Origin of the sequence: Demequina lignilytica (assembly GCF_030418305.1) — a bacterium.
In the GTDB taxonomy this organism is placed as follows: Bacteria; Actinomycetota; Actinomycetes; order Actinomycetales; family Demequinaceae; genus Demequina; species Demequina lignilytica.
In genome coordinates this window covers 256,575-277,690 of the sequence record NZ_JAUHPX010000005.1, presented here as the reverse complement: position 1 = coordinate 277,690, position 21,116 = coordinate 256,575, and the positions used below count along the sequence as shown (strand labels likewise).

General features: G+C 72.8%; 18 protein-coding genes. 13 read left to right on the top strand and 5 right to left on the bottom strand.

The genetic code is table 11. The annotated features are described in order from the left end of the window. Window positions 1-3: 3 nt before the first annotated feature. On the bottom strand, window positions 4-873 hold the full coding sequence (locus QQX10_RS10145; protein WP_301119437.1) for a 1,4-dihydroxy-2-naphthoate polyprenyltransferase: 870 nt from the start codon (window positions 871-873) through the stop codon (window positions 4-6). Further along, window positions 870-1,886: an AMP-binding protein gene (locus tag QQX10_RS10140; RefSeq protein ID WP_301119439.1), complete on the bottom strand. Its 1,017-nt coding sequence runs from the start codon at window positions 1,884-1,886 to the stop codon at window positions 870-872. Before QQX10_RS10140 ends, QQX10_RS10145 begins: the two co-directional genes overlap by 4 nt. A gap of 35 nt (window positions 1,887-1,921) precedes the next feature. Here QQX10_RS10140 and QQX10_RS10135 point away from each other — a divergent pair, with 35 nt between their 5' ends. Both QQX10_RS10135 and QQX10_RS10130 read left to right on the top strand, forming a co-directional pair. Next, on the top strand, window positions 1,922-3,010 hold the full coding sequence (locus QQX10_RS10135; protein ID WP_301119441.1) for a DUF3048 domain-containing protein: 1,089 nt from the start codon (window positions 1,922-1,924) through the stop codon (window positions 3,008-3,010). 4 nt (window positions 3,011-3,014) lie between these two features. Next, window positions 3,015-3,722: an SIR2 family NAD-dependent protein deacylase gene (locus QQX10_RS10130; protein ID WP_301119448.1), complete on the top strand. Its 708-nt coding sequence runs from the start codon at window positions 3,015-3,017 to the stop codon at window positions 3,720-3,722. A 13-nt stretch (window positions 3,723-3,735) separates the two neighbouring features. Here the strand turns inward: QQX10_RS10130 and QQX10_RS10125 are convergent, their stop codons facing one another. Then, a complete protein-coding gene (locus QQX10_RS10125) occupies window positions 3,736-4,665 on the bottom strand; it encodes a 1,4-dihydroxy-2-naphthoyl-CoA synthase (protein ID WP_301119450.1) in 930 nt (309 codons plus the stop codon). A 55-nt stretch (window positions 4,666-4,720) separates the two neighbouring features. Here QQX10_RS10125 and QQX10_RS10120 point away from each other — a divergent pair, with 55 nt between their 5' ends. Next, complete coding sequence (locus QQX10_RS10120) at window positions 4,721-5,608, top strand: o-succinylbenzoate synthase (protein ID WP_301119452.1); 888 nt, start codon at window positions 4,721-4,723, stop codon at window positions 5,606-5,608. Next, window positions 5,605-7,236, top strand: coding sequence for a 2-succinyl-5-enolpyruvyl-6-hydroxy-3-cyclohexene-1-carboxylic-acid synthase (menD, locus tag QQX10_RS10115; RefSeq protein WP_301119454.1), 1,632 nt, complete (start codon window positions 5,605-5,607; stop codon window positions 7,234-7,236). The genes QQX10_RS10120 and menD overlap by 4 nt, the downstream gene beginning before the upstream one ends. A gap of 11 nt (window positions 7,237-7,247) precedes the next feature. Here the strand turns inward: menD and QQX10_RS13645 are convergent, their stop codons facing one another. Beyond that, window positions 7,248-9,524 carry an isochorismate synthase gene (locus QQX10_RS13645; RefSeq protein WP_367281272.1) on the bottom strand — a complete coding sequence of 759 codons (2,277 nt, stop codon included), beginning with the start codon at window positions 9,522-9,524 and terminating at the stop codon, window positions 7,248-7,250. Next, a complete protein-coding gene (locus tag QQX10_RS10100; RefSeq protein WP_301119456.1) occupies window positions 9,521-10,810 on the bottom strand; it encodes a D-arabinono-1,4-lactone oxidase in 1,290 nt (429 codons plus the stop codon). Before QQX10_RS10100 ends, QQX10_RS13645 begins: the two co-directional genes overlap by 4 nt. Window positions 10,811-10,913: 103 nt before the next feature. Here QQX10_RS10100 and QQX10_RS10095 point away from each other — a divergent pair, with 103 nt between their 5' ends. The 9 genes from QQX10_RS10095 to nuoH all read left to right on the top strand — a co-directional run bounded on the left by QQX10_RS10095 (window position 10,914) and on the right by nuoH (window position 21,048). Further along, the gene (locus tag QQX10_RS10095) at window positions 10,914-12,209 is read left to right on the top strand and encodes a geranylgeranyl reductase family protein (RefSeq protein ID WP_301119458.1); all 1,296 of its coding nucleotides are present in this window, start codon (window positions 10,914-10,916) and stop codon (window positions 12,207-12,209) included. Between the two features lie 43 nt (window positions 12,210-12,252). Next, entirely contained in the window at window positions 12,253-12,612 is a 360-nt protein-coding gene (locus QQX10_RS10090; protein WP_301119459.1) for an NADH-quinone oxidoreductase subunit A, read from the top strand. Between the two features lie 3 nt (window positions 12,613-12,615). Then, window positions 12,616-13,167 carry an NADH-quinone oxidoreductase subunit B gene (locus tag QQX10_RS10085; RefSeq protein ID WP_301119461.1) on the top strand — a complete coding sequence of 184 codons (552 nt, stop codon included), beginning with the start codon at window positions 12,616-12,618 and terminating at the stop codon, window positions 13,165-13,167. 68 nt (window positions 13,168-13,235) lie between these two features. Further along, on the top strand, window positions 13,236-13,880 hold the full coding sequence (locus QQX10_RS10080; RefSeq protein ID WP_436968560.1) for an NADH-quinone oxidoreductase subunit C: 645 nt from the start codon (window positions 13,236-13,238) through the stop codon (window positions 13,878-13,880). After that, window positions 13,877-15,226, top strand: a complete 1,350-nt coding sequence (locus tag QQX10_RS10075) for an NADH-quinone oxidoreductase subunit D (RefSeq protein ID WP_301119465.1) — start codon at window positions 13,877-13,879, stop codon at window positions 15,224-15,226. Before QQX10_RS10080 ends, QQX10_RS10075 begins: the two co-directional genes overlap by 4 nt. Next, on the top strand, window positions 15,223-15,879 hold the full coding sequence (nuoE, locus tag QQX10_RS10070) for an NADH-quinone oxidoreductase subunit NuoE (RefSeq protein ID WP_301119467.1): 657 nt from the start codon (window positions 15,223-15,225) through the stop codon (window positions 15,877-15,879). The genes QQX10_RS10075 and nuoE overlap by 4 nt, the downstream gene beginning before the upstream one ends. After that, window positions 15,876-17,195 (top strand): NADH-quinone oxidoreductase subunit NuoF, encoded by a 1,320-nt coding sequence (nuoF, locus tag QQX10_RS10065; RefSeq protein ID WP_301119469.1) that lies wholly within the window; start codon window positions 15,876-15,878, stop codon window positions 17,193-17,195. Before nuoE ends, nuoF begins: the two co-directional genes overlap by 4 nt. Continuing rightward, on the top strand, window positions 17,192-19,678 hold the full coding sequence (locus QQX10_RS10060) for an NADH-quinone oxidoreductase subunit G (RefSeq protein WP_301119471.1): 2,487 nt from the start codon (window positions 17,192-17,194) through the stop codon (window positions 19,676-19,678). The genes nuoF and QQX10_RS10060 overlap by 4 nt, the downstream gene beginning before the upstream one ends. Further along, window positions 19,678-21,048 (top strand): NADH-quinone oxidoreductase subunit NuoH, encoded by a 1,371-nt coding sequence (gene nuoH, locus QQX10_RS10055; protein ID WP_301119472.1) that lies wholly within the window; start codon window positions 19,678-19,680, stop codon window positions 21,046-21,048. The genes QQX10_RS10060 and nuoH overlap by 1 nt, the downstream gene beginning before the upstream one ends. The last annotated feature ends 68 nt before the right edge of the window (window positions 21,049-21,116 follow it).

Here is a 21,116-nt window from a genome sequence, read left to right as displayed (position 1 = left end):
GGCTCAGATCGCGATGCCCACGGCGAGCAGCAGGCCGTAGGCGAGGCCGACGCCGGAGATCCCCGCGAACATCACCCTGAAGTTCGCGCCCTCGGCGCCCATCCGCATCCCGAGCGCGATGAACAGCGCGGGCAGGGCGATGAAGGTCGCGCCGAGCGCGAACGGGTGCACGAAGGCGACGAGCACGGCGCACACGATCGGGAGCGTCACCACGGCCGCGAACAGGCGGCGTGCCCGGAACTCGCCCAGCTTGACCGCCAGCGTGCGCTTGCCCGCGAGGGCGTCGGTGGCGAGGTCACGGATGTTGTTCACGAGCAGCAGGGCGACGGAGAACATGCCGACGCCGGCGGAGGCCGCGACGGCCCACCACGTGACGGTGCCGGCCTGCGTGTACATCGTGCCCAGCACGGCGACCGGCCCGAAGAAGATGAACACGCTCACCTCTCCCCACCCGGCGTAGCCGTAGGGGCGGGACGATCCCGTGTAGGTCCACGCCGCGATCACCGCGACGGCGCCCACCGCCAGCAGCCACCACTGACCCGACAGCCACACCAGCAGCAGTCCGAGCACGGCCCCGAGCGCGAGCGATGCGTACGCGGCGTTCTTCACCGAGCGTGGCAGCGCCTTGCCCGAGGCCACGAGCCGCTCGGGGCCGATCCGGTCCACGTCGGTGCCGCGGATGCCGTCCGCGTAGTCGTTGGCGTAGTTCGACCCGATCTGGAGCGCAAGCGCGACGCCGAGCGCGATGAGCGCGAGCAGCGGTCGGAAACCGCCGATGGCGGACGCGGACGCGCTGCCGACCAGCACGGGCACGGCTCCGGTCCACAGGGTGCGGGGGCGTGCGCCGGCGATCCAGTCGGCGGTGGTGGTCATCGAATCTCCTCCTGTGGGGCGGCGAGGGAACGCGCGGCCGCCCGGTCAATCTTCCCACCGGCGGTGCGCGGCACCTCCCCGACGCGGACGATGCGTCGCGGGCGTGACGGCCCGGGCAGCGCCGAGATCGCGGACGCCAGGGCCGCATCGTCCACCGCGCCGGCGAGCACCGCGACCACCCTCTCGCCCCACTGGGCGTCCGGGACCCCGACCACCGCGCAGGCCTCGACCCCGGGCACCGCCTCGAGGGCGCGCTCGACCGGCAGCGGATGGACCTTGACGCCGCCTGTGTTGATCACGTGGTCGGCGCGGCCGAGCACGGTGAGCGCCCCGTCCCGCAGCTCGCCCAGGTCCGAGGTGACGAACCATCGCCGCCCCTCGACCGTCTCGAACGCCGCATCGTCCCCGTCGGCGTAGCCCGCGGCGAGCGTGGGGCCGGCGATGCGGATGCGGCCGTCCGGCCCGATCGCGACCTCCACGCCGTCGAGCGGGCGGCCGTCGTACACGCAGCCGCCCGACGTCTCCGACATCCCGTAGGTCGAGACCACGCCGGGCGGCAGGTCCGCGTCGGGCAGCGCGGCGCCGCCGACGAGCACCGCCTCGAACCGTGCGAGCGCCTCGCGCCCGGCGGGTTCGGCGAGCAGCCGGCGCAGCTGGGTGGGCACCAGGGAGACGTGGTGGGGCCCGTCGGGGAGGGACAATGCGGCGGCGGCGAAGGCGTCCGCCGTGAAGCGGCCGGGAGGGAGGGTCGACAGCGGGGCGTCCGCGAGCCGGGCGCGGGCCACGACCATCGCGCCGCCGATCCGGTCCGCGGGGATCGCGAGCAGCCATCCGGCCTCCCCGAGGCGCGCGGCGGTCGCCGCCGCCGACGCGCGCATCGCCGCGGCCGGCACCTGCACCACGCGTGGGGCGCCGGTCGATCCCGAGGTCCGGACCGCGATCCCGTCGGCGGCGCCCGCGAGGGCGGCGTCGACCGCGGCGAGGGGATCGGGCGACAGGTGGGCGAAGATCACCGGATCACCCTACGGCGACGCCTACACTTCACCGCATGAGACCCACCCGCGTGACCTCCGCGGTCGCGGCCGCGCTGGCCCTGGTGGGCCTCGCCGCCTGCGCCCCCGCCACCACGGACTCCTCGCCCCAGGCGACCGTCTCGGTCGCTCCGGCCTCCGCGACCCCCACGCTTCCGGCGGCGCCCGAGGACCCGCGCCCCGAGGTGATCTGGCCGCTCACCGGCCTCGACGCGTCGGACGCGTCCGCCGCGGAGCTGGCGAGGCCCGCGCTGTCGATCAAGATCGAGAACAGCGCCGCCGCGCGCCCGCAGGAGAACCTCGACCAGGCCGACGTGGTGTTCGAGGAGTACGTCGAGGCCGGCATCTCGCGGCTCATCGCCGTCTACCACTCGCAGATGCCGGACTCCGTCGGGCCGGTGCGGTCGATGCGGCCGATGGACCGCAACATCATGGGATCGTTCGCGGGGCCGCTCGTGTTCTCGGGCGCGCAGAACCGGTTCGTCACCGCGACCGTGAACTCGGGGCAGCAGGTCATCACCCAGGACATCGGGTCCTACGGCTTCTATCGCACCAGCGGCCGACGGGCGCCGCACAACCTCCACGCCTACCTGGACAAGATCCTCGAGCAGGCTGACGACGAGATGACGACGCCGCCCGAGCAGTGGGCGATCGCCTACCCGGAGGAGACCGCGACCGCGCAGGTCGAGGGCAGCGACGCGAGCAGCATCCAGATCCACATGTCGAGCTACTCGAACCCGTCCTGGCGGTGGGACGCCTCGAAGGAGCTGTGGATGCGCTCCGAGGGATCGTCGCCGCACGTCACCATGGCGGGGGTGCAGCTCTCGGCGACCAACGTGGTCATGCTGTGGGTGAGCGTGGAGTACACGTCGGGGAACGCGAAGACCTCGGTGCCGGAGACGCTCGTCGCCGGCCGGAGCGGGGCCGGGTACGTCGTGTCGGGCGACCGCATGATCCCGATCGAGTGGAGCAAGGCGGGGCAGTACGAGCCCTTCGTGCTGACCACGGAGGCCGGCGACCCGGTCGCCCTGATGCCGGGACAGACCTGGTTCGAGCTGATCCCGAACAAGGGCGTCGGCCACCCGACGTCGATCGACATCTCCTGACGCCGTGACGCCCTCCGTCGCCGTCCTCACCGGCGCCGGGATCTCCACCTCCACCGGGATCCCGGACTTCCGAGGTCCCGGCGGCCTGTGGACCCGGTCGCCGGAGAAGGTCCGGCTGCTCGACATCGACGTGTTCGTGGCCGACCGGGACGCGCGCGTCGAGGGCTGGCGGGACTGGGCCGCGCATCCCGTGTGGACCGCCGCACCGTCGGCGGCGCACCGGGCGCTCGCGTCCGTGCCGGGGCTCGCCGTCCTCACCCAGAACTTCGACGGCCTGCACCAGGCGGCGGGGACGGCCGCGTCGGACGTCGTCGAGCTGCACGGCACGCTGGCGACCACGTCCTGCCTGACGTGCGCGGAGACGTGCGCCACGGCGACGGTGGTCGCGCGCCTCGGCTCGGAGCCCGACCCCCGGTGCGGCGGCTGCGGCGGGATCCTCAAGCCCGACATCGTGTACTTCGGGGAGGCGCTGTCCGAGGCCGACCTCGAGCGGGCGGACCGTGCCGCCCGGACCTGCGACCTGTTCGTGGCGATCGGCACCACGCTGCAGGTCTACCCGGTGGCGGCGCTGGCCGGCACGGCGGTGCGGGCAGGCGCGGAGCTCGTGATCGTCAACGCCTCGCCGACCGCGTACGACGCGCAGGCCGCCCGGGTGATCCGGGAGCCCATCGATCAGGCGGTGCCGGGGCTCGTCGAGGAGCTCGGCGGCTGACCGCCGCCCGACCTCAGAACGCGTACGGGAAGCGGGTCCAGTCCGGGTCCCGGCGCTCGAGGAAGGCGTCGCGACCCTCCTGCGCCTCGTCGGTCATGTAGGCCATGCGGGTCGCCTCCCCGGCGAACACCTGCTGGCCCGCGAGCCCGTCGTCGGCGAGGTTGAACGCGAACTTCAGCATCCGGATCGCCTGGGGAGACTTGGTCGCGATGATCCGGGCGTAGTCGAGCGCGCGCGTCTCGAGCTCCCCGTGCGGAACCGACTCGTTCACGGCGCCCCAGCGCTCCGCGTCGTCGGCCGAGTACTCGCGGGCGAGGAAGAAGATCTCCCGCGCGCGCTTGTCGCCCACCTGGCGGGCCAGCAGGGCCGAGCCGTAGCCCGCGTCGAAACTCCCGACGTTGGCGTCGGTCTGCTTGAACCGTGCGTGCTCGCGCGACGCGATCGACAGGTCGCTCACCACGTGGAGCGAGTGCCCCCCTCCCGCGGCCCAGCCGTTCACCGCGGCGATGGTCACCTTCGGCGACGTGCGCATCAGGCGCTGCACCTCGAGGATGTGGAGCCGGCCGCCGTAGGCCGGGGCGTCCTGGGCGCTGCCCTCGTAGAGGTAGCCGTCCTTGCCGCGGATGCGCTGGTCTCCGCCCGAGCAGAACGCGTGCACCCCGTCCGCCGCGGGACCGTTGCCCGTGAGGATGATCGCCGCCACGTCCACCGTCTGGCGGGCGTGGTCGACGGCTCGATAGAGCTCGTCGACGGTCTGCGGGCGGAACGCGTTGCGCACCTCGGGGCGGTTGAAGCCGATGCGCACGGCCGGCAGGTCACGCTCGCCCTCGGGGCCGCGCGCGACCCACCGGTGATACGTGATGTCCGCGTCGGGGAAGCCGTCGATCGCGCGCCACTGCGCGGGGTCCATCAGGTCGGAGACCTGCGCCGGGATGTCGCTCATGTGCTCGAGCGTAGCCGCGGGGACCGGGGGGACCGGGCCGCCCTAGGCTGGCCCCATGGAGTTCCGGCCCTTCCGCGTCCAGCTCGCGACGCGCTTCCGCGGCGTCACCGAGCGCCATGGCGTCCTGATCAGGGGCCGCGGGCCCGATGGCCGGGACGCCTGGGGCGAGTACTCCCCGTTCCCCGACTACACCCCGGAGCGCGCGTCCCGCTGGTGGGCCGCCGCCATGGAGGCGGCACGCGGCGAGTGGCCGGAGCCGGTGCGCGACACGGTGCCGGTCAACAGCATCGTCCCGGAGCTCCCGTCCGGTCGGGCCGCCCAGCTGGCGAAGGCCGGCGGCTGCACCACCGCGAAGGTCAAGGTCGCCGGCACGATGCGGATCATCGACGACGCGCGACGCGTCGAGGCCGTCGCGATCGCCCTGGGCCCCGAGGGCCGGGTGCGGGTGGACGCCAACGGTGCGTGGGACGTCGACACGGCGGTGAAGGCGCTCCGGGAGCTCGACGCCGCGGCCCGGGCGGGCGGCGGCCCCGGCCTCGAGTACGTCGAGCAGCCCTGCATGCGCGTCGAGGATCTCGCGGAGGTGCGCCGGCGCACGCATGTGCCGGTCGCTGCAGACGAGTCCGTGCGGATCCCGGGCGACGCCGATGCGGTGATGCGGCTGGGCGCGGCCGACATCCTGGTGCTCAAGGTCGCCCCGATGGGCGGCGTCCAGGCCTGCCTCGACGTGGTCGACCGGTACGACGTCCCCGTGGTGGTCTCGTCGGCGATGGAGTCCTCGGTGGGTCTGCTCGCGGGCGTCGCGCTCGCCCGCGCGCTGCCCGAGCTCCCCTACGCCTGCGGGCTGGGCACGTCGGAGCTGCTCGCGACCGACACCGTCCGGGAGCCGATCGTGCCCCACGACGGTGTGATCGGCCCGGTCACGCTGGACGTGATCGTGTGACCGAGCACCCGTCGGCGGCGTTCGCCCGCGCGCTCGTCGCCGCGCTCGCGGAGCACGGCGTCGAGGACTACGTCCTGAGCCCGGGGTCGCGCTCGGGTCCCCTCGCGCACGCGCTCGCGGAGGCCGGTTCGGGCAACCCCCCGCTCGGCGCGCCGCGGGTGCGGCTGCACGTCCGCATCGACGAGCGCACCGCGGGCTTCCTGGCGCTCGGCGTCGCACGCGGACGGGCGAGAACCGGGACGGCGCGCCCGGTCGCCCTGGTGACCACCTCCGGCACCGCGGTCGGGAACCTGCTCCCGGCGGTCATGGAGGCGCATCACGCCGGGGTGCCGCTGCTCCTGCTCACGGCGGACCGGCCCGAGGAGCTGCGCGGGGTGGGAGCCAACCAGACGACGACGCAGCCGGGCATCTTCGGCGGCTTCGTGCAGTGGTCGACGGACGAGCCCGCCCCGGCCGACGGCGACCAGGTCCCCCGCGCGGCGCGTCTCGCCGCGACGGCGGTCGCCCGCGCCCTCGGCGATCCCTCACGGGACGACATGTCGGGAGCGCCCGGCCCCGTCCACCTCAACCTCTCCTTCCGCGACCCGCTCGGCCCCGATGGGGGCGTGTGGCCCGGGGTGCCCGCCGCACCCGCCCGCCCCGAGCCCCGTCCCGACGGGGGAGAGCCGCTGCCCGCCGTCGCGCGCGGCGTCGTGGTGGCGGGGGACGGCGCGGGCGATGTCGCGCGCCGTGTCGCCGAGGCGCACGGCTGGCCCCTGCTCGCCGAGCCGACGTCGGGCGCCCGCGCCGGCCGCGCCGCCATCCCCGACTACGTGCGGCTGCTGACCTCCCCGCGGGGCGAGGAGCTCGTGCGTCGGACGCACCTGGTGGTGGTCGTCGGGCGGCCGACGCTCTCGCGCCCCGTGCAGGCGCTGATCGCGAGGGCACCCTCCCTGCACGTCGCGGGCTTCGGGGCGCGCTGGCGCGAGGCCCCGCATCACGCTGACCGCGTGCTCGCGCGGGTGCCCGCCGCGTGGTGGGGCAGGTCCGACGCCGCCGATCCGGACTGGCTCGCCTCGTGGCGTGCGGCCGCCGGCGACACGCCGTCGCCCGAGGGGTGGGGTCCCCGGGTGGTCGCCGCCGAGGTCGCCGCCGCGTGGCGGGGCGGGATGCTCGGCGTGGTCGGCTCCTCGGGACCGGTGCGCGCGCTGGACCGCGTGATGCCGGCGGCGCGCGCGGGCGGAGCGCCCACGGTGCTCGCGAACCGTGGCCTGGCGGGCATCGACGGGACCGTGTCCACCGCCGCGGGCGTCGCGCTCGGGTCGGGGCGGCCGGTGCTCGCGCTCATGGGCGACGTGACCTTCCTTCACGATGCCGGCGGGCTGCTCGTCGGGCCCCTCGAGCAACGTCCGGCGCTCAGGATCGTCGTGGTGAACGACGGCGGCGGCACGCTGTTCTCGACCCTCGAGCACGCCGGCGGCGATCCGGATGCGGTCGAGCGCGTCTTCCTCACGCCCCACGGTGCCGATCTCGGGGCGCTGTGCGCGGGCTACCGGGTTCCACACCGCGAGGTCGGTGCGCGCGACGAGCTCGCGGCCGCGCTCGCGGCGCCCCTGACCGGCCTGGAGGTGATCGAGGCCCGCCTGTAGGCGCCGCCGGGTCAGTCGAGCCGGCGCGCCCGCAGCACCGCGTCGAGGCGGGTCGTGTCCTGGCCGTCGAGCGTGGCCGCGCGCTCGCGCACCTCGGCGACCTCGATGTCCCACATCGCGGGGTCGAGGCCGAGCGCCGCGTCCTCCGCCCGGAAGGCGGTGTGGCTGAGGCGGGGGTGCTCCTGGACGTGGGCGTCGCGCGGGTCGTGGCCCACGACCAGCAGCACGCCGCCCGGCGCGACCAGCCGACCCAGGGTGCGGACCAGCGAGGCGATGCCCGCCTGCGGGTGCGCGAAGTGCGCCGTCACCAGGTCGTAGGCGCGCGCCTCCATCGAGGGCCCGGTCGCGTCTCCGACGCGCCAGTCGACCTTGCCGGCGATCGCCTCGCTGATGGCGTGCTGGCGGCCCCGGCTGATCGCGGTCTCGGAGATGTCGACCGCGGTCACGGTCCACCCCTGCGAGGCGAGCCACACGGCGTCCGCGCCCTCGCCGCAGCCGGCGTCGAGCGCGCGTCCCGGCTCGAGCACGGCGGCCTCCGTCATGAGCTGGACGTTGGGCTGCGCGCTCCAGACCGCCGAACGGGACGCGTAGCGCTCCTCCCAGTCGGCCGCGTCCCAGCTCGCGCTCGCCGCCTTGACCGGAGTCTCGGCCGCGCGGGTCGAGGCGAAGGTGGGGATCTCCCCCACCTCGGCCGGGTCGACCTGCAGCTCCGGGAAGTCGACCTCGCCCGTGTAGTCGAAGCGTGCGACGGGGGCGGCGGACGATGCGGGAGCCGGCTCGGCTTCGGGGGTCGGCTCAGGCTCAGACTGGGGCTCAGGGGCGCGCTCCGGCTCCGGCTCCGGCTCGGGGGTCGGCTCGGGCTCCGCCTCGGGCTCGGGCTCGGGCTCGGGCTCCGTTGCCTTGGCCTTCGCACGCGACCGGCGCTTGGGCTTCGGGGTCGGCTCGGGCTCCGGCTCCGGCTCCGGCTCCGGCTCAGGCTCGGGCTCGGGCTCGGGCTCGGGCTCGGGCTCCGGGTCGGGCTCCGGCTCCGGCTCGATTCCCAGCGCCTTGCGCATCGGCTCGAGCTTCGCCTCGGACTCGGCCCACTCCGACTCGGGCTCGCTGGCCGCGACGATCCCGCAGCCCGCGTAGAGGCGCACGTCGCGAGGGTCCTCCGCGGACAGCTGCGCCGACCTCAGGCCGATGCACCACTCGCCGTCGCCGGCGGCGTCGATCCATCCGACCGGGCCCGCGTACCTGCCGCGGTCGAGCGGCTCCAGCTCGTCGATCACCGTGGCGGCCGCGACGGTCGGCGTGCCGCACACGGCGGCGCTGGGGTGCAGCTCCGCCACCAGCTCGAGCGCCGCCACGTTGTGCGACAGCACGCCGGTGACATCGGTCGCGAGGTGCATGACGTTGGGCAGGTGCAGCACGAACGGCTCGTCGGGCACGTTCACCGACGCGCAGTGGGCGCCGAGCACCTGGGTGACGGACCGCGCGGCGTACTCGTGCTCCTCACGGTCCTTCGAGGAGCGGGCGAGCGCACCGGCGCGGGCCAGGTCGGCCGCGTCGTCCCCGGTCATCCGGATGGTGCCGGCGAGCACGCGCGACGTCACCAGGCCGTGGTCGACCCGCGCGAGCAGCTCGGGCGTCGCCCCGATGAGCCCGTCGACGTGGAAGGCCCAGCACATCGGATACTCGTCCGCGAGCCTGCTCAGCACGGTGCGGACGTCGATCGGGCGCTCGGCGCGAGCGTCGACGGCACGGGCGAGCACCACCTTCTCGAGCGCGCCCTCGCGGATGCGGGCGACGGCGGCCTCGACCGCATCGTCCCAGCCCTGACGGTCGGCGGGCTGCGCGGCCACGGCGCCGTGCTCGCTCGGTGCCGTCCTTCCCGCGGTCGCCGCCTCGAGCAGGACGGCCGCCTCCGGGTCGTGGGCGATGACGGTGAACCAGGCGCGACCGTCGCGCCGACCCATGAGGTAGCGGGGGACGATCAGCGTGCCGCCCGCCCCGGAGTCGTCGGCGAAGGAGAAGGAGCCGAAGGCGACCAGGCCGGTGCCGCGCGTCCGGACGTCGTCCTGGACGGTCGCGTGCCGGGTGAGCAGGCGCCACCATGCCTGGGCGGCGTTCATGCGGTCCGCGCCGCCGGCCTCGAACCGCGCGGCCTCGCCCCAGGCGACCATGCCCTCGCCGCGACGCACCCACGACAGGCCGGCCTCGGGCAGCGCCGCGATCAGATCGCCCGGGTCCTCGATCTCGACGGTGCGGACGGTCAGGGGGCCGGGGGCGGCTGCGGCGATGCTCACCCGTCCAGCCTAGGGGCACGGGGCTCGCGGATCCCCAGTCGTGTGAGGTAGTCGTTGACGAACCGTCCGGCGGGGTCGAGCGTCTCGAACACCGCCTTCGCGTCGGCGAGCCGTGGCGTCACCCGGGCGATCGCCGCGCCGTCGAACGCGTGCCACTTGCCCCAGTGCGGGCGGGCGTCGAACGGGGCCAGCGCCCGCTCGATCTCAGGGAGCAGCGCACGCACGGGCTCGGGGTGCGGCGCCCATGTGAAGTGGATCGCGAGGGTCTCGCGTCCGTAGGCGCCGGACAGCCATAGGTCGTCCGCGGCGACCGCGCGCAGCTCGGACACGAGCAGGTGCGGGACGATGCGGTCGCCCAGCGCGCGCACTGCGGCGAGCGCGTCTCCCGCGGCCTCCATGGGCACGAAGTACTCGGTCTGGATCTCCTCGCCGTTGGACGGCGTGTGCGTGAGCCGGAAGTGGGGGAGCCGGTCGATCCACGGTCCGGGGATCCCGTGGGGCGTCAGCGCGCCGGGATCGCCGTCGACCAGGCGGGTGTCGCCCACCGCCTGCCGCGTCGCGCCCCACCACTCGTCGGGCGGCTCGGCTCCGGCGCGCACGCCGCTCTTGCGCCAGATCTGCTGCACCGTGTCCTCGGTCCAGGTGGTGAAGATCGACACGGAGTACGCGTCGGCGAGCACGTCGCGCGCATGCTCGAGCAGCACCTCCCACGGCAGGCCGACGTAGACGTCCTGACGCACGTCGTAGGTGGGCTGGACGGTCAGCGACAGCTCGGTGATGATCCCGAAGGCACCGACCCCGACCGCCACCGCGGGAAACTCGGGATGCATGTGCCGGATCGTGCACAGGTCGCCCGCGGCGTCGACGAACTCGATCCGGCTCAGCGCCGTCGACTGGCAGCCGTTGAGCACGCCCGAGCCGTGGGTGCCGGTCGCGGTGGCGCCGGCGAGGGAGATGTGGGGGAGCGAGCCCGTGTTGTGCAACGCCCAGCCGCGCTCCTGGAGCCATCTGCCCAGGACCCCGTACCGGATCCCCGCGGGCGTCGTGACCGTCGGGTGCGACGGGTCGGTGACGTCGATGAAGGGGGTGCCGCCGATCCCGGTCACCGTGACGAGCGTGCCGTCGGTGTCCGCGATGTCGTTGAAGCTGTGGCGGGTGCCGAGCGCCTTGACACGCCCCGGTGCCGCGCGCACCGCCTCCTGCACCTGGGCGACCGTGGACGCCTCCACGACGCCGAGCGCGCCGAACCGGTGCGTGCCTGCCCACGTCGTCCCAGCGTCCCTCATGATTGCAACGTAGCAACCGACGCCCGCCGCCAGGAAGAGGACGCCCGCGAGTCCCGCATCGTCCATGCCACGGGCACCCTCGAAGGCTGACTACAGTTGTCGGGTGCGTACTGAGGCAGACGTCATCGTGATCGGAGCGGGTCCGGGTGGGGCCGCGGCGGCGCGCTACCTCGCGGCCGAGGGCTTCGACGTCATCGCGCTGGAGAAGTCCCACTACCCCCGCGAGAAGGTCTGCGGCGACGGGCTCACGCCCCGCGCGGTCCGCGAGCTGCAGCTGATCGGGCTGCCGACCCCGCGCGAGGAGGGGTGGATCCCCAACCACGGCCTGCGCATGGTGGGCGGCGGCCACCGGCTGGAGTTCCCGTGGCACGACCTGGAGGAGTTCCCGAACTACGGGCTGTCCCTCCCGCGCGCGCAGTTCGACCAGCGCCTCGCGGAGCACGCGCGTGCCGCGGGCGCGGACGTGCGCGAGGGCTGGTACGTGGAGTCCGCGCTGCGCGACGAGCGTCAGGCGGGTCACGCCGGCGGCGGTCGTGTGGTGGGGGTGGTCGCGCGGCAGACCGATGCGCGCGGCCGCAAGATCGGCGATCCGGTCGAGTTCCGGGCCCCGCTGGTGATCGCCGCGGACGGCGTGAGCGCCCGCATCGCGCTCGGCATGGGGCTCGAGCGCAAGGAGAACCGCCCGATGGGTGTCGCCGTGCGCACCTACTTCACCACGCCGCGTCACGACGAGGAGTGGATGGAGGGCCACCTCGAGATCTGGGACGGCGAGCGCGGGCGGTCGAACCTCCTGCCCGGCTACGGGTGGATCTTCCCCCTCGGCGACGGCACCGCCAACGTGGGCCTCGGCACCCTCAGCGCGAAGGGCACGCCCTCCAAGCTCGACCACCGCGCGCTGCTGCGCGACTGGCTCGACCACGCGGCGCAGGACTGGGAGCTCGGCGAGCAGGTCGGGCAGATCAAGGGCGCCGCGATCCCGATGGCCTTCAACCGCCAGCCGCACTACGTGCCCGGCATGATGCTCGTGGGCGACTCCGGCGGCATGGTCAACCCGTTCAACGGCGAGGGCATCGCCTACGCGATGCAGGCCGCGCGGCGCGCGACCGAGGCCGCCGTGGCCTGGCGGGACGCCCCGGGCGCCCGCGAGGAGGAGAAGGCGCTCGCGAGCTACGCGCGCATGATGAAGGACGACCTGGGCGGCTACTACAACCTGGGTCGCATCTTCGCCGCGCTGGTCGAGCGCCCCGAGGTGATGAAGGTATGCACGCGGTACGGACTTCCTAGTCCGTTGGTCATGGAGTTCACGTCTAGACTGCTCGCAGATGTCTACGAGCCGCGCGGTGGGAACTGGGCGGACAAGCTGCTGGCGGCGATCGTGAAGGCGGCTCCGGCCGCATGACGACGCCGGCAGATCGACGACGACGACGGAAGGACCTCCCCCAGTGAATCCGTACGTGCCGATCATCGTGATGATGGTGATCGCCGGCCTGCTGGCCGTGGCCGGCCTCGTGGTGAGCTCCATCCTCGGCCCCAAGCGCGCCAACGCGGCGAAGCTCGACAAGTACGAGTCGGGCCTCCAGCCGACCGCGGGCGCCGCCGGGGGCGGTCGCATCCCGATCAAGTACTACCTGGTCGCGATGACGTTCATCGTGTTCGACATCGAGGTGGTCTTCCTGTACCCCTGGGCGGTCGCGCACGGCGCGCTCGGGTGGTTCGGGCTGATCGCCATCATGACCTTCCTCGCCCTCATCACGATCCCGTTCGTGTACGAGTGGCGCCGCGGCGGATTCGAGTGGGACTGACTTATGGGTATTGAAGAGAGCGCACCTCCGTTCCTCCTCGGCACCGTCGAGGACTTCGTCGGCTTCATGCGTGCCGGCTCGCTGTGGCCGGCGACGTTCGGCCTCGCGTGCTGCGCGATCGAGATGATGGCGACGGGCACGCCCCGCTTCGACATCTCGCGCATGGGCTCCGAGGTCTTCCGCGGCTCGCCGCGCCAGGCCGACATGATGATCGTCGCGGGCCGCGTGTCCAACAAGATGGCGCCGATCGTCCGCCAGGTCTACGACCAGATGGCCGAGCCCAAGTGGGTGATCTCGATGGGCGTGTGCGCCTCCTCGGGCGGCATGTTCAACAACTACGCGATCGTGCCCGGCGTGGACCACTTGGTGCCGGTGGACATCTACCTCCCCGGCTGCCCGCCCCGTCCCGAGATGCTGCTCTATGCGCTGCTCGAGCTGCAGGAGCAGGTCCGCAACACGCCGATGGGCCGCAACCGTCGTGAGATCGCCGCCGCCGCCGAGGCCGCCGCGCTCGCCGCGACGCCGACCTCCGACATGAAGGGGCTGCTGCGTTGAGCGACTCCCAGGACCTCACGGGCACGGGCGCGCCGCAGGGCGGCCCCCAGCCCGGCGACCGGAAGCCGATGACCCTGATCAACGTCCGCGAGGGTATGTTCGGCGCCCAGGGTGACACGACCGGCTACGACCTGCTGGTCAAGCCGATCCAGATGCCCGGCGTGTCCGAGCGCCCCTACGGGGAGTGGTTCGACGGCGTCGTCGACGTGCTCGAGGAGCTGCTCGGGGACGATGCGGGGGCCGCCATCGAGGGCGTCGTGGTCGATCGCGGCGAGCTGACGCTGCACATCGCGCGCGAGCACCTGGTCGAGGTGTGCCAGCACCTGCGCGACGACCAGGACCTCCGCTTCGAGCTGTGCCTCGGCGTCTCCGGCGTCCACTATCCGGCGGACGCGGGCCGCGAGCTCCACGCGGTGTACCCGATCCAGTCGATCACCCACAACCGCCGCCTGCGCCTCGAGGTCTCCGTCCCGGACGCCGACCCCCACATCCCGTCGGTGACCTCCGTCTACCCGATGAACAACTGGCACGAGCGGGAGACCTGGGACTTCTTCGGGATCGTCTTCGACGGCCACCCCTCGCTCGCGCGCATCGAGATGCCGGACGACTGGGTGGGACACCCGCAGCGGAAGGACTACCCGCTGGGCGGCATCGACGTCGAGTTCAAGGGCGCCGAGATCCCCTCGCCCGACACCCGGAGGCAGTACCGATGAGCGAATCGACGACCGCACCGCACGCCACCGGGCCCTTCACCGAGGACCCGGAGGCCCCCGAGTACAGCGCCTACGGTGGCGACTGGAGCGAGATCGCCGACGAGGCCGCCCGCCTGGGCCAGCAGCGCATCGTCGTCAACATGGGTCCTCAGCACCCGTCGACCCACGGCGTGCTCCGCGTGATGCTCGAGATCGAGGGCGAGACCATCACGGAGACCCGCGCCGGCATCGGCTACCTCCACACGGGCATCGAGAAGAACATGGAGTTCCGCACCTGGACCCAGGGCGTGACCTTCTGCACCCGCATGGACTACGTCGCGTCCATGGCCCAGGAGCTCGCCTACTGCCTCGGCGTGGAGAAGCTGCTCGGCATCACCGACGACGTGCCCGAGCGCGCGAGCGTCCTGCGCGTCCTGATGGCCGAGCTCACCCGCATCGGCTCGCACCTGGTCGCGGTCGGCACCGGCGGCAACGAGATGGGCGCGACCACGGTGATGACCACCGCGTTCGTCGCGCGTGAGGAGACCTTCAAGGTCATCGAGCTCATCTCGGGGCTCCGCACCAACAACGCCTACATCCGTCCCGGCGGCGTCGCGCAGGACGCGCCCGAGGGGGCGACCGACGCGATCCGCGCGATGATCCCCAAGGTCAAGCAGAAGCTCGACGAGCTCGTGGACCTGCAGCTCGCGAACCCGATCTTCAAGGGCCGGCTGCAGGACGTCGCCGTGCTCGACCTCGCCGGCTGCATGGCGCTGGGCATCACCGGACCGATCCTGCGGTCCGCGGGTCTGCCGTACGACGTGCGCAAGGCCGAGCCGTACTGCGGGTACGAGACCTACGACTTCCAGGTGCCGACGAGCACGGATGCGGACGCGTACTCCCGCGTGGTGCTGCGCCTGGAGGAGTGCTACGAGTCCCTCAAGATCGTCGAGCAGTGCGTCGAGCGCCTCGAGGCGAGCGAGGGCCAGCCCGTGATGGTCGCGGACAAGAAGGTGGCGTGGCCCGCCCAGCTCTCCGTCGGCTCCGACGGCCAGGGCAACTCGCTGGAGCACATCCGGCACATCATGGGCGAGTCGATGGAGTCGCTCATCCACCACTTCAAGCTGGTCACCGAGGGATTCAAGGTCCCCGCCGGCCAGGTCTACGTCGCGACGGAGGGCCCCAAGGGCCTGCTGGGCGTCCACCTGGTCTCCGACGGCGGCACCAAGCCGTGGCGCGCGCACTTCCGTGACCCCGGCTTCAACAACCTGCAGGCGCTGTCGATCCTGACGGAGGGCGGCCAGGTCGCCGACGTCGTGGTCGCCATCGCCACCATCGACATGGTCCTGGGAGGCGTCGACCGATGACCTACGACGAGTCCACCCTGACGCAGCTGGCCGAGGACGCCGCCGCGATCGTCGGCCGCTACCCGGTCAAGCGCTCCGCGCTGCTGCCGATGCTGCACCTGGTGCAGTCGGTCGACGGGTACGTCAGCCCCGACGGCATCCAGTTCTGCGCGGACCAGCTCGACCTGACGGCCGCCGAGGTCTCCGCGGTCGCGACGTTCTACACCCAGTACAAGCGTCGTCCCAACGGCGAGTACCAGGTGGGCGTCTGCACCAACACGCTGTGCGCCGTCATGGGGGGCGACCGCATCTGGGACGAGCTGTCCGAGCACGTGGGCGTCGGGCACGACGAGACCACCGAGGACGGCCAGATCACCCTCGAGCGGCTCGAGTGCAACGCGGCCTGCGACTATGCGCCCGTCATGATGGTCAACTGGGAGTTCTTCGACAACCAGACGCCCGAGTCCGCCAAGCAGATCGTCGACGACCTCCGTGCTGGCAAGGACGTCGCGCCGACGCGCGGACCGGGCAAGGTGGCGTGCTTCAAGGACGTCTCGCGTGTGCTCGCCGGATTCGAGGACGGGCGTGCCGACGAGGACCAGGGCGCGGGTGCTCCCACCCTCGCGGGCCTCAAGGCCGCCAAGGAGCAGGGCTGGAAGGGGGCGTCCAAGTGACCGAGCTGGTTCCCGTCCTGAGCGCGACCTGGGCCGACGAGAAGTCCTGGAGCCTGGACACCTACACCGCCGCCGGCGGCTACGCGCCGCTGAAGAAGGCCCTGGGCATGGCGCCCGGCGACCTCATCCAGGCCGTCAAGGACTCGGGTCTGCGCGGCCGTGGCGGCGCGGGCTTCCCCACCGGCATGAAGTGGGGCTTCCTGCCCCCGGACGACGGCGGCCCCCGCTACCTGGTGGTCAACGCCGACGAGTCCGAGCCGGGCACGTGCAAGGACATCCCGACCATGATGTCCGCGCCGCACGCGCTGGTCGAGGGCGTGATCATCACGTCCTTCGCCATCGGCTGCAACCACGCCTTCATCTACCTGCGCGGCGAGGTGGTGCACGTGTACCGCCGCCTGCTGCAGGCCGTGCGCGAGGCCTACGAGGCCGGGCACCTGGGCAAGAACATCCACGGCAGCGGCTTCGACCTCGACGTGACCGTCCACGCCGGCGCCGGCGCCTACATCTGCGGCGAGGAGACCGCGCTGCTCGACTCGCTCGAGGGGCGCCGCGGCCAGCCGCGGCTCAAGCCCCCGTTCCCGGCGGTCGCGGGCCTCTACGCGCGCCCGACCGTGGTCAACAACGTCGAGTCGGTGGCCTCCGTGCCGTCGATCGTCGACAAGGGCGTCGAGTGGTTCACGGCGATGGGCACCGAGCGCTCGAAGGGCATGGGCCTGTTCTCGCTCTCCGGGCACGTCACCCGTCCGGGTCAGTACGAGGCGCCGCTCGGCATCACGCTGCGCGAGCTCCTCGAGCTCGCCGGCGGCATCCGCGAGGGCCACGAGCTGAAGTTCTGGACGCCGGGCGGCTCCTCCACCCCGATCTTCACCCAGGACCACCTGGACACGCCGCTCGACTACGAGTCGGTGGGCGCGGCGGGCTCGATGCTCGGCACGCGCGCGCTCCAGCTCTTCGACGACACGACCTGCGTGGTGCGGGCCGTGACCCGCTGGACCGAGTTCTACAAGCACGAGTCCTGCGGCAAGTGCACCCCCTGCCGCGAGGGCACCTACTGGCTCACCCAGATCCTCAAGCGGATCGAGAAGGGCCAGGGCACGCAGGCCGACATCCAGCAGCTGCTCGACACCTGCGACTCGATCGCGGGCCGCTCGTTCTGCGCGCTGGGCGACGGCGCGACCTCGTCGATCATCAGCTCCGTGAAGCTCTTCCGCGAGGAGTACGAGGCCCACGTCGAGCAGGGCGGCTGCCCGTTCGACCACGCCGCCTCGGCGCTCTTCGAGTACGCCGATGCACCTGAGGAGGCGCACGCATGACCGCGACCGCGGACAAGCCCGCAGCCGAGGCCGTCGAGACCGTCACGCTCACCATCGACGGCACCGAGGTGACCGTGCCCAAGGGCACGCTCATCATCCGCGCCGCGGAGCAGATCGGCATCGAGATCCCGCGCTTCTGCGACCACCCCGCGCTCAAGCCCGCCGGCGCCTGCCGCCAGTGCCTGGTCGACGTCGCCAGCCCGGGCCCCGACGGCAACCTGCGCGCGTTCCCCAAGCCCCAGGCATCGTGCACCATGACGGTGACGAACGGCATGGTGGTGAACACGCAGCACACCTCCGAGGAGGCCGACCGCGCCCAGAAGGGCGTGATGGAGCTGCTGCTCATCAACCACCCGCTGGACTGCCCCGTCTGCGACAAGGGCGGCGAGTGCCCCCTGCAGAACCAGGCGATGAGCCACGGCCGCCCCGAGAGCCGCTTCGTCGACGTCAAGCGCGTCTTCGAGAAGCCGCTGGCGCTGAGCTCGGAGATCCTGCTCGACCGCGAGCGCTGCGTGCTGTGCCAGCGCTGCACCCGGTTCTCGAAGGAGATCGCGGGCGACGCGTTCATCGACCTCCAGAACCGCGGCGCGCAGCAGCAGATCGGCACGTTCGACGAGGACGTGCTCGACTTCGACGGCTACCGTCCCGTCGGTGCCGCCGCCGAGGACGAGGCCGGCAAGGCGTTCTCCTCCTACTACTCCGGCAACACGGTGCAGATCTGCCCGGTGGGCGCGCTCACCTCGGCCGCGTACCGGTTCCGCTCCCGCCCGTTCGACCTCGTGTCCTCGCCGGCGATCTCCGAGCACGACTCGTCGGGCTCCGCGATCCGCATCGACCACCGGCGCGGCAAGATCCTGCGCCGCCTCGCGGACAACGACCCGGTGGTGAACGAGGACTGGATCACCGACAAGGACCGCTTCGCCTTCGCGTGGCAGAACCTCGACGACCGCCTCGCCCGCCCGCTGGTCCGCAAGGACGGCGAGCTGGTCGAGGTCTCGTGGCCCGAGGCTCTCGCCGCCGCGGCGGCGGGCATCCGCGCCGCGACCGCCGAGCCCGAGGAGGGCGACGCGCGGACCGCGGGCGTGCTGGTCGGCGGCCGCGTCACCCTCGAGGACGCCTACGCCTACGCCAAGCTCGCGCGCACGGTGCTCGGCACCAACGACGTGGACTCCCGCGCCCGCGCGGCGAGCGACGAGGAGCAGGCGTTCCTCGGCTCCGCCGTCGCCGGCACCGGCATGGGCGTGACCTTCGGAGACCTCGAGAAGGCGCCGACCGTCCTGATGGTCGGGTTCGAGCCCGAGGACGAGGGCGGCGTGGTGTTCCTGCGCCTGCGCAAGTCGCTGGGTCGTCAGCAGGTCCTGACCGTCGCCCCGTTCCTGTCCCGTGGCGCCGAGAAGCTCGCCGCCACGCTCGTCCCGACGGCGCCCGGCCAGGAGGCCGCCGCGCTGAGCGGACTGGCGGACGATGCGCGCGAGGCCCTGTCGCAGCCGGGCGCCGTGATCGTGCTGGGCGAGCGCGTGGCCGAGTCCGCCGGCGGCTTCACCGCCGCACAGGAGCTTGCCGCGGCGACCGGAGCACGGCTCGCGTGGATCCCGCGCCGTGCGGGTGAGCGCGGCGCCGTCGAGGCGGGCGCGCTTCCCGGCCTGCTCCCCGGCGGCCGCGCCGCATCGTCGAAGGCCGCCCGCGCGGCCGTCGCCGAGGCGTGGGGCGTCGACTCGCTCCCGGAGAAGCCGGGCCGTGACACGGCCGGCATCCTGGCCGCCGCGGCGGCAGGCGAGATCGGTGCCCTGGTGGTCGGTGGCGTCAGCGCCTCCGACCTCGCCGCGGACGTCCCCGCCGCGCTCGACGCGGTGGACTTCGTCGTCTCCCTCGAGGTGCGCCGCAGCGACATCGCGTCCCGCGCGGACGTGGTGCTGCCGGTCGCGCCGCCGTCGGAGAAGTCCGGCACCTTCGTGAACTGGGAGGGTCGCCTGCGCTCGTTCGCGACCGCCATCCGCACGGACGCCATGTCCGATCACCGGGTGCTCGACCTGCTGGCCAGGGAGCTCGGTGCCGCCCTCGGCACCGGCACCGTCGAGGCCGTCAACTCGGAGTTGGCCGCGCTGGGCGCCGCCGGAACCGGGGAGCGTGCGGCCGCGCCGAAGGCGAAGGCGGCCAAGCCCGCGAAGCCGGCGAAGGGCCAGGCCGCGCTGGCGACCTGGCACCAGCTGGTCGACGAGGGTGCGCTCCAGGCGGGCGAGCCCTACCTGGCCGGCACCGGCCGCGTCGCCGTGGCCCGCCTGTCGCAGGCGACCGCCGACGCGCTCGGCGTCGCCCGCACCGTGACGGTGGCGAGCGAGCGCGGCGCGATCGAGCTGCCCGCCGTGGTCACCGACATGGTCGACGGCGTGATCTGGCTGCCGCTGAAGTCTCCCGGCTCCTGGGTCGCCCGCGACCTGGGCGCGTCCGCCGGGGCCACCGTGTCCGTGAAGGGGGCAGAGTGATGGCGCTCTCCGCATTCGCCGCGGGTCTCGCGACCGCCGTCCAGCCGGTGTCCGAGGACGCCGACGTGTCGAGCACGCTCGCCGGCGACTCGATCTGGATCGTCATCATCAAGGCGGTGCTGATCGTCGCGTTCCTCCTCACCAGCGTGCTCTTCGCGGTGTGGTTCGAGCGCCGCGTGATCGGCCGCCTCCAGGAGCGCCCCGGACCGAACCGCCTGGGACCGTTCGGACTGCTGCAGTCCGTGGCCGACGCGATGAAGCTCCTGTTCAAGGAGGACATCACCGTCCGCAAGTCCGAGAAGGCGCTGTACATCGTCGCGCCGATGATCTCGGTGTTCTGCGCGATCCTGATCTTCTCCGTGATCCCGTTCGGTCCCGCGACCCGGATCATCGGCACCGAGGAGGTCACACCGCTGCAGCTGACCGACTTCCCGGTGGCGGTGCTCTTCATCCTCGCGTGCGCCGCCCTGGGCGTGTACGGCATCGTCCTCGGCGGATGGGCCTCGGGCTCGACGTATCCGCTCATGGGCTCGATCCGCTCGACCGCGCAGGTCATCTCCTACGAGCTGGCCATGGGCCTGTCGCTCGTGACGGTGTTCATGCTGTCGGGCACGATGAGCACGCAGGGGATCGTCGACGCGCAGACCGACCGCTGGTGGATCTGGCCGCTGCTGCCCGCCTTCGTGCTCTACGTCATCTCCATGGTCGGCGAGACCAACCGTCTGCCCTTCGACCTCCCCGAGGCCGAGGGCGAGCTGGTCGCCGGCTTCATGACCGAGTACTCCTCGATGAAGTTCGCGTGGTTCTTCCTCGCCGAGTACATGAACATGATCAACGTCTCGGCCGTCGCGACCACGCTGTTCCTCGGCGGCTGGCGCGCTCCGTGGCCCGCGTCCTGGCCGGGAGCCGAGTTCCTCAACACCGGGTTCTTCCCGCCCATCTGGCTGATCGTGAAGATCTGGCTGCTGATGTTCGTGTTCGTGTGGATCCGCGGGTCGGTCCTGCGTTTCCGCTACGACCAGTTCATGAAGTTCGGCTGGAAGGTGCTCATCCCCGTCGGCCTCGGCTGGCTGGTGTTCTTCGCCGTCGGCCGCGAGCTGTTCGACCACTTCGACCGCGACCTCAACGTCTACGACGCGGTCGCGGCCGTCATCGGCATCCTGCTGCTGATCGCGGTGTGGAGCTTCGTCACCGACTCGAAGAAGTCCGAGGAGGAGGCCCCCGCCGAGGACCGCGAGCCCGAGGTTCTCGACGCGTTCGCGGGCGGCTACCCCGTACCCCCGATGCCTCACCAGGTGCTCCCGCCGTCCCCGCGGTCGGGCCGCACGGTCGAGGCGCATGCCGGCAAGCGAGAGGAGGACTCCGAGTGAGCGAGTCCGACGAGGTCTGGAAGGTCAACCGCGAGCGCGACGGCAAGCGCGAGACCTTCGAGTCGAAC